The sequence below is a fragment of the Allobosea sp. FG18 genome, assembly GCF_057809495.1.
On record NZ_JBMDKB010000010.1, the window covers coordinates 124942 to 140505 of the forward strand.

Below are 15564 nucleotides of genomic sequence, written 5' to 3' on the forward strand. Positions count from 1 at the left end.
TCCGGAGATGGCAGCCCTGCCAGCTCCCCCGGCCGATTCCGACGGGCCCGATGGACAGGGCGGCCTGAGGTCGCCGGAGAGACGACGGACGTAAGAATGGCACGGGCGAGGCGACAGGGGCGAGATGGCGGCTGGCGGCCGCGCGCATTGCTGCCCGCGCTGGCGGCGGCGTCAGTCACCGTTCCGACCATGGCCCACAGCGAATGGCTGGCTCCGGTTCCCGTCGACGCCATGAGTTCCGGTGGTTTGTCGCTGGTCCTGGTGGGCTTGACCGCCTTCGCCACGACGACATCGCTGATCTATGTGCGCGAGCGCACGCGCTGGCAGAAGCGCGAGGCCAAGCTTGCGGCCGACCTCGAGGCGGCGCGCAGCCACCAGGAACGGCTTTCCATCCTGCTTGCGGCCGATCCGCAGGTGGTGGTGAGCTGGAAGGGTCGTAATGCCGAGCCCGTCTTCGAGGGTGACAGCGGCTTCCTCGGGGCTCCCGGTGCGACGCTCGCTCTCGCCTATGGCAGCTGGGCGCCGCCGGCCGATGCCAAGCGCCTGGAACTGGCGACAGACGCGCTGAAGCAGCGCGGTGAGGCCTTCAACGTCACGCTGCGCAGCAAGGCGGGGCCCTTCATCGATGTCGAGGGGCGCCCCGTCGCCGGCCGCGCGGTGATCCGCTTCCGCGAGGTGACGGGCGAGCGGGCGGAGGTCATGACGCTCCGCGGCGAGCTCGAACGCGTGACGGCCGGTCATGCGGCCTTGTCCAGCCTGCTCGCCGGGCTGCCGCACCCGGCCTGGATGCGCAACGCCGATGGCCGCCTGACCTGGGTCAACGCCGCCTATGGCCGCGCCGTCGAGGCTGCCGACACGGCTGCCGTCGTCAAGAGCGGGCTCGAATTGCTCGACCGTACCGAGCGCGACGCCGCCGCACGGGCGCGGCGCGAAGGCGCGACCTTCGCCCTGCGGGCGCCGGCCGTGGTCTCCGGGCAGCGGCGCACGCTCGACATCATGGAATTGCCGACCGCGACCGGCTATGCCGGCTTCGCCATCGACATGAGCGAACTCGAGGCGATCCGGGCCGATCTTCAGCGCCAGATGGACGCCCATGTCCGTACGCTCGACCGGCTCAAGACGGCGGTTGCCGTCTTCGACGGCGCCCAGCGCCTCGTCTATCGCAATTCCGGCTTCGATGCGCTCTGGTCTCTGGAAGCCGGTTTCCTCGACGGCCAGCCGACCGATGGCGAGATCCTCGACCGGCTGCGCGCCGAGCGGCGCCTGCCCGAGCTTGGCGACTACCGCAGCTGGAAGGCCGCGGCGCAGGCGGCCTACACCGCGACCCGCGCCAGCGAGGACTGGTGGTATCTGCCCGACGGGCGCACCATCCATGTCGTCGCCAGCCCCAATCCGCAGGGTGGCGTCACCTATCTCTATGACGACGTGACCGAGCGCTTCACGCTGGAATCGCGCTTCAACGCCCTCTCGCGCACCCAGCGCGAGACGCTGGACTCGCTGCGCGAAGGCGTTGCGGTGTTCGGCTCGGACGGGCGGCTCAAGCTCTCCAACCCGGCCTTCGCCCAGTCCTGGCGCATCCAGGGCGGCGATCTCGCGGCGAGCGCTCCGCATATCGACGAGGTCATCCGGCTCTGTCGGCCGCTCTTCCCGCAGGACGAGGTCTGGAGCGAGTTGCACAGCGTCGTCACCGGCGTGCGCGATGCCCGCGAGGACTACAGCAGCCGCATCGAGCGGCGCGACGGCACCGTGCTCGACATGGCCGCGGCGCCGTTGCCGGACGGCGCGACGCTGATCTCCTTCGCCGACGTCACCGCCAGCGTGAATGTCGAGCGGGCGCTGACCGAGAAGAACGAGGCGCTGGAGACGATTTCGCGGCTGCGCGAGGATTTCGTCCACCATGTCTCCTACGAATTGCGCTCGCCGCTCACCAACATCATCGGCTTCGCGCAATTGCTGGGCACCGAGACGGTCGGCGCGCTCAACGAGAAGCAGCGCGACTACACCTCCCATATCGTCCGCTCGTCGGGCGCGCTGCTCGCCATCATCAACGACATCCTCGATCTCGCTACGATCGACAACGGCGCACTGACGCTCGAGATCCAGGATGTCGACGTCGCCGAGGCCATCGCGCAGGCCACCTCGGGACTGCAGGACCGGCTGACCGACAGCAAGGTCGAGCTGAAGGTAGAGATCGATGCGCGCACCGGCCCGCTGCGGGCCGATGGCAAGCGCCTGCGCCAGGTACTGTTCAACCTCCTCTCCAACGCCATCGGCTTCTCCTCCGCCGGCCAGACCATCACGGTGAACGCGACGCGCACGGGCGGGGACATCCGCATCACCGTCGCCGACCAGGGCCGCGGCATCCCGGCCGAGGTGATGGAGAAGGTGTTCGAGCGCTTCGAGAGCCATTCGTTCGGCTCCAGCCATCGCGGCGTCGGCCTGGGTCTGTCGATCGTCCGCTCGATCGTCGAGCTCCATGGCGGCCATGTCGAGCTTGATTCCGCGCCGGGCCGCGGCACCCGGGTGACTGCTGTCTTCCCGGCGCAGGGCGTACCGCTCTCGGATGCCGCCGAATGACGGAAGAAGCCCGCAAGGCCGGCACGCACCGGCTTCTGCTGGCGGACGAGGCGGCGACGCTGCGCCTCGCCGCCGATATCGCCGCCATCCTCAAGCCCGGCGACATCGTCGCGCTCTCCGGCCATCTCGGCTCCGGCAAGTCGCTGCTGGCCCGCGCCATCCTGCGCGAGCTTGCCCGCGATCCCACACTGGAGGCACCGAGCCCGACCTTCACGCTGGTTCAGAGCTACGAGACGGGACACGGCACGGTGCTGCATGCCGATCTCTACCGCGTGCGCTCGCCCGACGAACTCGACGATATCGGGCTGGTCGAGGATATCGATCGCCTGATCATGCTGGTCGAGTGGCCGGACCGGGCCGGCTCTCGCCTGCCTGCCGGACGTCGCCTCGACATCGTGCTCGACGTCGACCCCGACAATCCCGAGACCGGCCGCATCGCCGATCTCTCGGGCGGCGTCCTCTGGAAGCAGCGCGTGGCGATTGCCGTTGCCTCGCGTCGGCTCCTCGACGCTGCCGGCTGGGGCGAGGCCCGTCGCGACTTCATGCTCGGCGATGCCTCGACGCGCGCCTATGAGCGCCTGACCCGGCCGAATGGCGAGACATCCGTGTTGATGATCTCGCCACCGCGTCCGGACGGCCCGCCGATCCGCCTCGGCAAGCCCTATAGCGCGCTCGCCCATCTCGCCGAGAATGTCGAGGCCTTCGTCGCGATGGATCGCGGCCTGCGCTCGCTCGGCTATTCCGCGCCGGACATCCTGGCCGAGGACCTGACCGCCGGCCTGCTCGTCATCGAGAATCTCGGCAACGAGGGCGTGATCGATGCCGAGCGCCGGCCGATCGCCGAGCGCTACGAGGCCGCTGCCAGGCTGCTCGCCGATCTCCACCGCCACACCCTGCCCGCGATCCTGCCGGTCGCGGAGGGGCGCGATCACGCCATCCCCGAATACGACCGTCAGGCCATGGCGATCGAGGCCGAATTGATCCTGGAATGGTATGCGCCACATATCGCCGGAGTGACCCTGCCGGCGGTGACGCAGGCCGAGTTCGCGCGGATCTGGGGCAAGCTCTTCGACGAGATCCTCGCCCAGCCCGCGACCTGGACGCTGCGCGATTACCATTCGCCCAACCTGATCTGGCTGGAAGGCCGCGAGGGCCATGCCAAGCTCGGCCTGATCGACTTTCAGGACGCGGTGCTCGGCCACCCTGCCTATGACCTCGCCTCGCTCGGGCAGGATGCGCGCGTCGATGTCCCGGCTTCGCTGGAACTGCGGCTGCTTGCGGCTTATGGCGCGGCGCGCCGGGCCGATACGCCGGATTTCGACCTCGCCGATTTCGCCCGCGCCTATGCGATCCTCGGTGCGCAGCGCAATACCAAGATCGCCGGCATCTTCGCCCGTCTCGACAGGCGCGACGGCAAGCCGGATTACCTGAAGCACCTGCCACGCATCGAGGGCTATCTGCGCCGCAATCTCGATCACCCCGCTCTCGCAGAGCTGAAGGCCTGGTATCAGGCGCATATGCCGAAGCTGTTCGAGACGTCGTGAGAAGGCTCCGTCATGCTCGCCCTTGTGGCGAGCATCCACGTCTCGATCACCGCTCCGCCGCCATGAAGACGTGGATGGTCGGGACAAGCCCGACCATGACGCGCTATGGAAGGCCATTCGCCCGTTTCAGGAGATTCGCGTGACCACAACCGCTTCGCCGCCGATCCACCGGGCGATCGTGCTGGCGGCCGGCCTCGGGCAGCGCATGCGCCCGATCACCGACACGCTGCCCAAGCCGCTGGTGAAGATCGGCGGCAAGGCGATGCTCGACCATGCGCTCGACCGGCTGGCCGATGCCGGCGTCGAGGACGCGATCGTCAACGTCCATCACCTCGCCGGGCAGGTCGAGGCGCATCTCGCCGGCCGGGTGCGCCCGCGTATCACAATCTCGGACGAGCGCGGTGAATTGCTCGAAACCGGCGGCGGCGCCAAGAAGGCCTTGCCGCTGCTCGGCGACGGCCCGTTCTTCAGCGTCAATTCGGATTCGCTCTGGAGCGAGCGCGGCATCTCCAATTTCGGCGCGATGGCCGCGGCCTGGAACGGCGAGACGATGGATATGCTGCTGCTGCTGGCGGAGCGCGAGAGCAGTGTCGGTTTCAACGGCCCCGGCGATTTCTTCCGTGACGACGAAGGCCGTCTGACGCGACGCGGCGCGGCGGCGACCGCGCCTTACGTCTATGCCGGCATCGGGATCGTGACGCCGGAGTTCTTCGTGGATACGCCGGCCTCGTTCTCGTTCAACCTGCTCTATGACCGGGCCATCGCGCGCGGGCGGCTTTCCGGCCATGTCCTCGAAGGCCGCTGGCTGCATGTCGACCGGCCGGAGGCGATCGCGCCGGCCGAGGCCGCCTTTGCCGCCGACCAGCCGGTCGATGCCTGAGCTCAACCTGCTCAGCATCCCGGCCGGCGCGCCCTTCCTGGAGGTGCTGGCGCAGGCGATGCTGGATGGCCGGCTCGGGCCGGTCCATGACCCCGCCGATCCCGCCGCGATGGCGCGCGCGACGCTCTACCTGCCGACGCGCCGCGCCGCCCGCGCCTTCGCCGCGATCCTCGCGGGAAAGCTCGGTGGCAGGCCGTTGCTGCTCCCGCGTATCGTCCCGCTCGGCGATGTCGACGAGGCCGAGACCGCGCTGATCGGCGCGGGCGCCTGGGCGCAGGAACGCCTCGCCCCGATCGCGCCGCTTGAACGCCGCATGCTGCTGACGCGGCTGGTCGATGCCTGGGGCCGCACCGCCAACCGCAACCATCTCCGGCTCGATCCGAGCGAGCCCGCACTGGTGCCGGCGACGCTGGCCGAAGCCTATGGGCTTGCCGGCGACCTCGCCGCGCTGCTCGACCAGATGCAGACGGAAGGCATATCGGTCGAGCGGCTGGCCACGCTCGATGCCGCCCGCTTCGACCGGGTCTGGCAGCTCAATGCTGGCTTCCTCGCCATTCTCGGCGAGGCCTGGCCGGAAATCCTCGCCGAGCGCGGCGCTTGCGATCCGGCCGCCTTCCGCAACCGCATGCTCGCCGCCGAGCGCGACAGGCTCATCTGCGGCGGCGCGACGGGGCCGATCATCGCCGCCGGCTCGACCGGTACAGTCCCGGCCACGGCCCGCTTGCTCGCTGCCATCGCCCGCCTGCCGAATGGCGCCGTGGTCCTGCCGGGCATCGATCTCGGGCTGGAGCAGCGCGCTTGGGACGCGATCGCCAGGGAGCCCGCGTCGTCGCATCCGCAGGCGGCCCTGCATCACCTGATGGACACGCTCGGAGCTGAGCGCGACGATGTCCGCGAACTCTCGCAGCCCGATGCCGTGCGCGGGGCTCGCGCCGCGCTGCTGCGCGAGGCAATGCTGCCCGCTTCGGTCACGGAACTCTGGTCCGATGTCGGCGCCCGCATCCCGGAAACCATGGCGGCGGAAGGCTTCGCGGGTCTGCGCGTGGTCGAGGCGGCCGACGAGCGCGAAGAGGCGCTGATCGTCGCCATCGCCTTGCGCGAGACGCTGGAACAGCCGGGTGCCCATGCGGCTTTGGTGACACCGGATCGCGGCCTCGCCGAGCGCGTCGCCGTGGAGCTGAAGCGCTGGGGCGTCGAGGTCGACGATTCCGCTGGCCTGCCGCTCGGACGTTGGCCGGCGGGTTCGCTACTGCGGCTGATCCTCGAGGCGGTGCTGGCCGAGATGGCGCCGGTCACCCTCGTGCCGTTGCTCGCCCACCCGCTCTGCCGGTTGGGGCTCGGCCGGGATGCGTTGGTGCGGGGCGCTGCTGCGCTCGAGATCGGGACCTGGCGAGGCCAGGCCGTGGGCCGCGGAATGCCGGGTCTGGAGGCTGCTCTCGGTAACTGGGAGGCGATCCGCGAGGGCGGGCATGTCCCGCGCCCGCGCAGGCGATTGACAGCGGAGGACCGTGCCGCCGCCGTCGAAGTGTTGCATGCGCTCGGCGCAGCAAGCGCCGCCTTGCGCGAGGCGTTCGCGGCTGAGAAGCCGGCCTTGGCCGCGCTTGTCACGGCGGCCCGCGAAGCCGTCACTGCCCTCAGCCTGAGCAGGGCCGGCGCGCCGCTCGCCTTCGTGGGGCCGGATGGCGAGGCGCTGGCCGGGCTGTTCGACGAGCTTGCCGGCGCCGAGGCCGTGATGCCGCCGGGCGGTACGGCGCGCGACTGCGTCGCCATCCTCGATGGTCTGCTGGCGGAGACCGTGGTCAAGCGTGCGGCGCCGGGCTATCCGCGCGTCGCGATCTGGGGCCTGCTCGAAGCGCGCCTGCTGGAGGCCGACCATGTCGTGCTCGGCGGCCTGAACGAGACCGTCTGGCCGCCGCAGACCACAACCGATTCCTTCATCAACCGGCCGATGCGCGCCGAACTCGGCCTGTCGCCGCCCGAGCGGCGCGTCGGCCAGACCGCGCATGATTTCGTCCTGGCCGCGCTGGCGCCTGAGGTCACGCTGACGCGCCCGCGCAAGGCCGGTGAGGCCGAGACCATCGCCTCGCGCTTCTGGCAGCGCCTGCAGGCGGTCACGCCGCAGGCAGTCTGGACGAAGGCCGTGGACGAGGGCGCCAAGCTGCGGACCTTGGCCGGCGTCCTCAGTGCGCCTGCGGATGCGAAACCGATCGGCCGCCCGGCGCCGCGCCCGCCGCGCGATCTTCAGCCGCTGTCGCTCAGCGTCACCGAGGTCGAGACGCTCTATCGCGACCCCTACCAGATCCACGCCCGCAAGATCCTGAAGCTCGATGCGCTCGACGACCTCGTGGCGGACCCGACCGCGCAGGACCGCGGCAAGCTGCTGCACGGCATCGTCGAGGAATTCACCACGACCTATCCCGAGGGGCTGCCGGCCGATGCGCTCGGCCAACTGGTCGGCATCGGCGCCCGGCTCTTCCGCGCCTATGACGACGTGCCGGAGGTCAAGGCGTTCTGGTGGCCACGCTTCCTGCTCACGGCCGGGCATTTCATCCGCTGGGAGGAGCGTCGCCGCGATGACATCGCCCAGATCGGCGTCGAACTCTTCACCGGCGCGAGCTTCCCGCTCGCCGATGGCAGCAGCTTCCGCCTGAGCGGCCGGGCCGACCGCATCGAACTGACGCGCGAGCCGGCTTTGCGCATCGTCGATTTCAAGACCGGTGCGCCGCCGAGCAAGGCGCAGGTCGAGAAGGGCTTTGCCCCGCAATTGACGCTGGAAGCGGAGCTTGCGGCCCGCGCCGGCTTCGAGGGATTGGCGGGGCCAACGCCGGTCGCGGCGGTGCTCTACATGAAGCTCCATCACGATCCCAGGGGCTGGGCCAAGGACAAGCCGCTCGATTTCGACGGCGAGCCGCTGGCCGATGTCGCCGCGCGCCATCTCGAACGCCTGCTCGAATATCTGGACGCCTTGCGGTCAGGCCGCGAACCTTTCGTTTCGCGCCGCGCGCCCGACTATATCCGCTATGCCAGTCCCTTTGACCATCTCGCCCGCGTCAAGGAATGGTCGGCCGCGCCGGGTGGTGACGAGGGGGGCGAGGCATGAAGCCGGGCTGGATCGTCCCGCCGCTGACCAATCAGCGTCAGGCACAGGCTGCCGATCCCGGCCTCTCCGCCTGGGTCTCGGCCAATGCCGGCTCGGGCAAGACCCATGTGCTGGTCAACCGCGTGCTCAGGCTGCTGCTCGACGACGTCGCGCCCGGCCGGATGCTCTGTATCACCTATACCAAGGCCGCGGCCGCCAATATGGCGAACCGCATCTTCAAGGCGCTGAGCGCCTGGGCGACGCTCTCCGACGAGGCGCTGGGTCGCGAACTCACGAAGCTCACCGGCCGGGTGCCGGCGATGGCCGAGCGAGCCAAGGCGCGCCGCCTCTTCGCGCAGGCGCTGGAGACGCCGGGCGGGCTGCGCATCGAGACGATCCACGCCTTCTGTACCCGCGTGCTGCAGGCGGCGCCCTTCGAGGCTAATGTGCCGCCGCGCTTCGAGGTCGCCGACGATCTGGCCCAGGCCGAGATGCTGCGCGCGGCGCGCCGGGAATTGCTCGCCCTCGTCGCGGCCGAGCCGAACGGGCCGGAAGCCCGCGCGCTCGATCTCCTTGCCCGGCTCGCGGCGCAGGACAGTTTCGAGACGATGTTCCAGGAGGCGCTGCGCCAGCGCGCCCTGTTCAGCGGGGCGGATGGCCGCGCCCGCAATCCTGAAGCGGTGACGGCCGGCATCGCCGCCTTTCTCGGCATTGCGCCCGATCTGTCGCCCGATGCGATCAGAACGCGCTTCCGCAACGATCTCGCGGCGCTGCCGGGGCTTCATGCCCTGATCGAGGCCCTTCAGGCCGGCAGCGCCACGCGGCAGAACGTTGCGGCGAATCTGCGGACCTTGCTCGCCGGGCAGGACGATGGCGACCCCGTCGCCTTCTGCCGGCGCGGCTTCATCACCGAGGCCGGCACGATCAACGCCAATATCCGCGGCAAGGGCAAATCCGAGTTCGACGGCGCCTTGCTGGCGACGCTGGAGGCACTCGCCGCCTGCCTGCTCGGCGCCGCCGAGCAGTTGAACGCCGTCGCCATCCGCGATCGCAGCGCGGCGCTTGCCCTGCTGGTCACGCGCATGCTCGCCTCCTACCAGCGCCAGAAGAGCCTGCGCTCGCTGCTCGACTATGACGACCTGATCGCGCGCACGCGCTCGCTTCTGGAGCGGGTCGAGGCCGCCTGGGTGCTCTACAAGCTCGATGCCGGCATCGACCACATCCTGCTCGACGAGGCGCAGGACACCGGCGAGGCGCAATGGGCGATCCTGCGCAAGCTGGCGGAAGAGTTCACCAGCGGCGGCGACCTCCGGGCCAAGCCGCGCACCATCTTCGTCGTCGGCGACGAGAAGCAGTCGATCTATGGCTTCCAGGGCGCGGCACCCGCGGCTTTCGGCGAGGAGCGTCGCGCGCTGGGCAATCGCATCCGGTCGGCGGAGCGGGATTTCGAGGCGATCAGCCTCAATACCTCCTTCCGCTCGGCGCCGGACATCATGCAGGCGGTCGATGCCGTCTTCGCCTTGCCGGAGCATGCGCGCGGCCTCGTCTTCGACGGGGCGGCGCGGCCGGAAATCCACGACACGGTCCGCCGTAACGCACCAGGCACCGTCGATATCTGGCCGCTCGCCGCCAATGACACCGGCGAGCCGCCCGACGCCTGGACGACGCCGGTCGACGCGCCGGAGCGGCGCAGCGGCACGGTGAAGCTCGCCGAGCGCATCGCGCGGACCTTGCAGCGCTGGCACCGTGACCGACGCGACGATCTCGGCCATCCGTTCGCGGCCGGTGACGTCATGATCCTGCTGCGCCAGCGCGGGGCGCTGTTCGAGGCGATCGTCAAGGCGCTGAAGGATGCCGAGGTTCCTGTCGCCGGGCGCGATCGCCTGACGCTGGCAGAACATCCGGCGGTCGAGGACCTCGTTGTGCTCGGCCGCGCCCTGCTCCTGCCCGACGACGATCTGACGCTCGCCACCGCCCTCAAGACGCCGTTGATCGATCTCGACGACGACGATCTTCTGCGGCTCGCGCCCACCCGCAAGGGCGCGCTGCGCGCCGCCTTGCAGGATGCCGCCGCAACCGAGCCGCGCTATGGCGCCGCCGAGGCGAAGCTCGTCCGCTGGACGCAGCAGGCCGGGCGGCAGGGACCGTTCCGCTTCTTCGCCAATCTGCTCGGCCCCGGTGGCGGGCGCAATCTCGCGCTCGCCCGGCTTGGCGCCGAGGCGGGCGACGCGCTCGACGCTTTCCTCAACGCCGCGCTCGATCATGAGCGCCGCTATGGCCCCTCGCTCGCCGGCTTCCTCCAGCATGTCGCCGGCAGCGCCGCCGATGTGAAACGCGATCTCTCGGCCAGCGCCGGCGATGTCCGCGTCATGACCGTACACGGCTCGAAGGGACTGGAGGCGAAGATCGTCATCCTCGCCGATCTCGGCGTCGAACCGGGGGCGCGGCGCCTGCCGAAGATTCTGGCCGTGCCGACACCGTCAGGCGAACTCGTACCGCTCTGGCCGCCGGCCTCGGCGGAGGATGTCCAGGCGACCGAGGCGGCCAAGGCCGCGGTGGTCGCGCAGATGGTCGAGGAGCATCACCGGCTGCTCTATGTCGCGATGACCCGCGCCGAGGACCGCCTGATCGTCTGTGGCGCGCAGCCAAAAGGGGAGGCGCCGCCCGGAAGCTGGTATGCGATGATCGAGCAGGGGCTGATGCAGTCGGATGTCGGCCTGAAGCGGACCGGCGAGGGCGACGAGGCGATGCTGCGCTTCATGGTTTCGCCGCCGTCGGCGGTGGCGGAGGAGACCCAGCCAGAGCGCGAGCCGACGTCTTTTGTCGTCCCGCCCTGGCTGACGAAGCCTGCCGCACGAGAGGCCGAGCCTTTGCCGCCGCTGAAGCCGTCGAGCGCGCTCACCGCCGCCGACGGCGAGGAGCGGCCGGGCGACGGTCCCTTCCTCGCCGAAGCGGCGGCGGCAGGCCGGCTGGCGCATCTTCTTCTGCAAATCCTGCCGAGCGTTCCCGAGGCACGTCGCCTCACGACGGCGGAAGCTCTGGCGGAAGCGCGCGGCAGAGCCTTGCGGCCTGAAAGGCGCGCCAGCATCGTTGCCGATGCCCTGCAATTGCTGGCGGCCCCGGCATTGGCCGGGCTCTTTGCTGCGGACGGCCTCGCCGAGGTTCCCGTGGCCGGCTCGATCCGCCTGCCGGATGGCGAATCGCGCGTCGTGTCCGGTCGGATCGACCGGTTGGCCGTCACGGCGGACAGCGTCGTCGTCGCCGATTTCAAGACCACGGCCCGTCCTCCGCGCGACGTCGATGCCATTCCCGTCACGACCATCGCCCAGCTCGCGGCTTATGCCGCGCTGATGCGGGAGATCTATCCGGGCCGGGCCGTGCGGGCGCTGGCGATCTACACGGCGAGCCTCACCTGTTTCGAACTCGATGCCGGCCGGCTCGATGCCGCGCTCGTTGCGCTGGCGGCCGGTGAGGGCGCCGGTTCCGCCGAGGGAGCGTTCACGCCATGAGATTCGTGCCGCATTCCCTGTCCCTGCGCCCGCGCCTGCTGATCGCGCTTGCCGCAGGGGCGGTGCTGACCCTGTTGCTGCCCGGCGAATGGCGCTGGACGACGCGGTTGCTGGTGGCCTGGGATGCGGGCGCGATCCTCTATCTCGGTCTGCTGGCGACGACGATGTTCACCGAGACGGTCGACGAGATTCGGGCGCGGGCGGAGCAGCAGGACGAAGGAGCCGTCGCCATCCTCGTGATCTCCTGTCTCGCGGCGAGTGCGAGCCTGGCCGCGATCGCGGTTCAGCTCGCCGGCATCGGGACCATTCCGGCGGGCGAGCGCGGCATTCATCTCGCGCTCGGCGGCGTCACGATCCTGTGTTCCTGGACGCTGCTGCACGCCTTCTTCACGCTGCACTATGCCGGCATCTATTACCGCGGCGGCAAGGCCGAGCCTTGCCTCGACTTTCCGGGCAAGGGCGACCCGGACTATGTCGATTTCCTGTATTTCTCCTACACGATCGGCTGCACCTCCCAGACCTCCGATGTCGGCGTGAGCACGCGCCATGCGCGTGGCATCGTGCTGGTGCATTCGATCCTCACCTTCATCTTCAACACCTCGATCCTGGCGATGGCAATCAATGTCGGGGCGGGCCTGGTCTCGGGCGGCTCGTGACGCGCCGGCTTCACTTCTGCTCTGCGGTGCACGCGCCTTGACCCGGGGGGCCGGCGTTCATAGCTTCGCTGGCGAAGGGTGGCATTGCCCCCCATTGAAACCGAAAGGCGGCCAGTCATGGCAACGAGCAAGGTAACCGACGCGAGCTTCGAGGCCGACGTCCTGAAGTCCTCCGAGCCGGTCGTGGTGGATTTCTGGGCGGAATGGTGCGGTCCCTGCCGCATGATCGGCCCGGCGCTCGAGGAAATCGCGACCGAGCTCAACGGCAAGGTCAAGATCGTCAAGATGAACGTCGACGAGAATCAGCAGATTCCGGCCCAGTTCGGCATCCGCTCGATCCCGACGCTGATGCTGTTCAAGGACGGCAAGCTCGCTTCGCAGAAGGTCGGCGCCGCTCCCAAGAGCGATCTCTCGCGCTGGATCTCCGCGGCGGTCTGATCCGCCTGCTTCAGATATGAAAAAGGCCCGCTTCCGACGAGGAAGCGGGCCTTTCCTGTTTCCGAGCGGTCTGGGCCTCAGCCCTTGCGCGATTCGATGGCGAAGGCGCCAGGGCCGGCCGTGGCGATGTAGAGGAAGATGAAGCTGAACAGCATCGCGGCCTCGCCGCCGTTCAGCAGCGGGTAGAAGCCCTTCGAACCGTGAGCCATCCAGTAGGCGACGGCCATCAGGCCCGACAGGACGAAGGCGGCCGGGCGGGTCAGGAAGCCGACGAGGACGAGGGCGCCGCCGACGATCTCCAGCACGCCGGCAGTCCAGGGCAGGCTCATCGCAGCCGGCATGCCCCAGGACGGAGCGACCGGGAAGGCGAACAGCTTCTGCGTGCCGTGCGAGATGAAGGTCAGCGCGGTGAAGATGCGGAGCAGGCCAAGCGTGTAGGGCGCGTAGCGGGACAGAGACTGCATGCAGGGGTCCTTCGTTCAGATTCTGCGATCGGGATCGGATCTTGTCGGCAGGGTTCTAGGCGAGCTGCCTGAATTTGCGCAACAGCCCGGTTGATGACGATTCCGTTTGCGCGTTTGCAAGTTTAATCACGTTCTCGCGACAGCGATGCAGCTCCTGCCGCATTGCACGCTTTACGAACCCTTAAAAGCGCCATGTTTGAATCCTGTGTGACCTGACCGCATTTGCGAGGCGGCATGGCGGCCGAAAACGGGGCAGGATGAACGACCGGATTGCACGAGGCGAGCGGCGCGAGCCCTCCTTTGGTTATGAGCGTGGCGAGCGCCACGTGGACGGTGACATGCGCCTTTCTCCTGACGATCGCCCCACCCGTTTCCGCAACGCTCCGGCGCAGCCCGAGCCGAGCCGGCAGCTCCGCAACCCGCCCAAGCGTGGCAAGAGTGGCGGTGGCGGAGGTGGCGGCAAGCGCCGTGGCCGGCGCGGCCGCCGCTCGTTCCTGGGCGGCCTGTTCTACTGGTCGATGGTGCTCGGCCTCTGGTGCGCCATCGGCGTCGGCGGGCTCGTCGCCTATCACGCCTCGCAACTGCCGCCGATCGACCAGCTCACCGTGCCGAAGCGGCCGCCGAACATCGCGATCCTCGCCGCCGACGGCTCGCTGCTCGCCAATCGCGGCGAGACCGGCGGGCGCACAGTCACCATCGGCGAGATTCCGCCTTACCTCCCGCGCGCCTTCGTCGCGATCGAGGACCGGCGCTTCTATGAGCATTTCGGCATCGACCCGATCGGCATCACCCGCGCGCTCGTCACCAACCTTCGCGGGCGCGGCGTCGCCCAAGGCGGGTCGACCCTGACCCAGCAGCTCGCCAAGAACCTCTTCCTGACGCAGGACCGCACGGCCGCCCGCAAGATCCAGGAGGCGATCCTGGCGCTCTGGCTGGAGCGCACCTACACCAAGGATCAGATTCTCGAGCTCTACCTGAACCGCGTCTATTTCGGCTCCGGCGCCTATGGCGTCGAGGCGGCTGCGCAGCGCTATTTCAACAAGTCGGCGCGTTCGGTGACGATCGCGGAGGCTGCGATGCTCGCCGGGCTCGTCCAGGCCCCGTCCCGGCTCGCGCCCAACCGCAATCCTGATCTGGCCGAGAAGCGCGCCCAGCTCGTCATCGCCGCGATGGCCGATCAGGGCTTCATCACGCCGGCCGCGGCCAAGACCGCGCTGACCGCACCAGCCGAGGTGCCCGAGCGCGTCGGCGCCGGCTCGGTGAACTACGCCGCCGACTACGTCATGGACGTGCTCGACGATTTCATCGGCGCGGTTGAGGGCGACGTCACCGTCCTCACCACGATCGATTCGAAGCTGCAATCCTCAGCCGAGACGACGCTCGTCGATGCGCTGTCGACGCAAGGCTCCAAACTCAATGCGTCTCAGGGCGCGGTCGTTTCGCTCGCGCCTGACGGCGCTATCCGCGCGCTGATCGGTGGCCGCGACTACACCAAGAGCCAGTTCAACCGCGCCACGGCGGCTCGCCGCCAGCCGGGCTCTTCCTTCAAGCCCTTCGTCTATCTCACCGCGATCGAGAAGGGCATGACGCCCGATACCATCCGCGACGACGCTCCCGTCTCGATCAAGGGGTGGGAGCCGGAAAACTATTCGCGCAATTATCGCGGCCCGGTGACGCTCGCGACGGCGATGCAGCATTCGCTCAACACGGTGGCCGCCCGGCTGATCCAGGAGGTGACGCCCCGGGAGGTCATCCGCACGGCGCAGCGCCTCGGCATCAACTCGGCCCTGCAGCCGAATCTGTCGCTGGCGCTCGGCACGTCGGAGGTGACGCCGCTGGAGTTGACGGCCGCCTACGCGACCTTCGCCAATGGCGGCCAGTCGGTCCTGCCCTATGTCATCCGCGAGGTGCGCCAGACCAATGGCAAGGTCGTCTACGCCCGCAAGGCCGCGAACCTCGGCCCGGTCATCCAGCCGCAGAACCTCGCCATGATCAACACCATGTTCAACGGCGTGATGAATGGCGGCACCGGCAGCAAGTTCAACATTCCAGGCTGGCAGGTCGGCGGTAAATCGGGCACGACGCAGGACTATGGCGATGCCTGGTTTGTCGGCTTCACCGCCAAGCTCGTCACCGCCGTCTGGGTCGGCAACGACGACAATTCGAAGATGAAACGCGTCACCGGCGCCGGCCTCCCCGGCGAGATCTGGGGCAAGTACATGAAGGCGGCCCATGCCGGCGCCCAGCCCGTCCCGCTGCCCGGCGGCCTCTGGCAGGGCGCGCCGAAGGCGATCGGCGATGGCGCGCCGGTCGCCGACGCACGGGTTCCCGCGCAGGCCCAGCCTCAGGGCGACAGCGGCTGGGTCCGCCCGGCGCCGCAGGAGAAGAACTTCTTCGAGCGCCTCTTCGGTGGCTGA

9 protein-coding genes are annotated in these 15564 nt (G+C 69.2%); 8 read left to right on the forward strand and 1 reads right to left on the reverse strand.

Annotated features, from left to right (window positions below; translation table 11 throughout):
• Nucleotides 1–96: 96 nt before the first annotated feature.
• From ACODTJ_RS13255 to trxA, 7 genes are all read left to right on the forward strand, one after another.
• Nucleotides 97–2577 carry a sensor histidine kinase gene (locus ACODTJ_RS13255; protein ID WP_454658793.1) on the forward strand — a complete coding sequence of 827 codons (2481 nt, stop codon included), beginning with the start codon at nt 97–99 and terminating at the stop codon, nt 2575–2577.
• Nucleotides 2574–4121: a tRNA (adenosine(37)-N6)-threonylcarbamoyltransferase complex ATPase subunit type 1 TsaE gene (gene tsaE / locus ACODTJ_RS13260; protein WP_454658792.1), complete on the forward strand. Its 1548-nt coding sequence runs from the start codon at nt 2574–2576 to the stop codon at nt 4119–4121. Before ACODTJ_RS13255 ends, tsaE begins: the two co-directional genes overlap by 4 nt.
• Before the next feature lie 139 nt (nt 4122–4260).
• Nucleotides 4261–5001 carry a nucleotidyltransferase family protein gene (locus tag ACODTJ_RS13265; RefSeq protein WP_454658791.1) on the forward strand — a complete coding sequence of 247 codons (741 nt, stop codon included), beginning with the start codon at nt 4261–4263 and terminating at the stop codon, nt 4999–5001.
• Nucleotides 4994–8101 (forward strand): double-strand break repair protein AddB, encoded by a 3108-nt coding sequence (gene addB / locus ACODTJ_RS13270; RefSeq protein WP_454658790.1) that lies wholly within the window; start codon nt 4994–4996, stop codon nt 8099–8101. Before ACODTJ_RS13265 ends, addB begins: the two co-directional genes overlap by 8 nt.
• Nucleotides 8098–11589, forward strand: coding sequence for a double-strand break repair helicase AddA (gene addA, locus ACODTJ_RS13275; RefSeq protein ID WP_488849034.1), 3492 nt, complete (start codon nt 8098–8100; stop codon nt 11587–11589). The genes addB and addA overlap by 4 nt, the downstream gene beginning before the upstream one ends.
• Nucleotides 11586–12245 (forward strand): DUF1345 domain-containing protein, encoded by a 660-nt coding sequence (locus tag ACODTJ_RS13280; protein ID WP_454658788.1) that lies wholly within the window; start codon nt 11586–11588, stop codon nt 12243–12245. Before addA ends, ACODTJ_RS13280 begins: the two co-directional genes overlap by 4 nt.
• A 117-nt stretch (nt 12246–12362) precedes the next feature.
• Complete coding sequence (gene trxA, locus ACODTJ_RS13285; protein ID WP_291656956.1) at nt 12363–12683, forward strand: thioredoxin; 321 nt, start codon at nt 12363–12365, stop codon at nt 12681–12683.
• A 77-nt stretch (nt 12684–12760) separates the two neighbouring features.
• On the opposite strand, the gene ACODTJ_RS13290 is transcribed toward trxA, so the two are convergent.
• A complete protein-coding gene (locus tag ACODTJ_RS13290) occupies nt 12761–13147 on the reverse strand; it encodes a DoxX family protein (protein WP_454658787.1) in 387 nt (128 codons plus the stop codon).
• 257 nt (nt 13148–13404) lie between these two features.
• Here ACODTJ_RS13290 and ACODTJ_RS13295 point away from each other — a divergent pair, with 257 nt between their 5' ends.
• The gene (locus ACODTJ_RS13295; protein WP_454658786.1) at nt 13405–15564 is read left to right on the forward strand and encodes a transglycosylase domain-containing protein; all 2160 of its coding nucleotides are present in this window, start codon (nt 13405–13407) and stop codon (nt 15562–15564) included.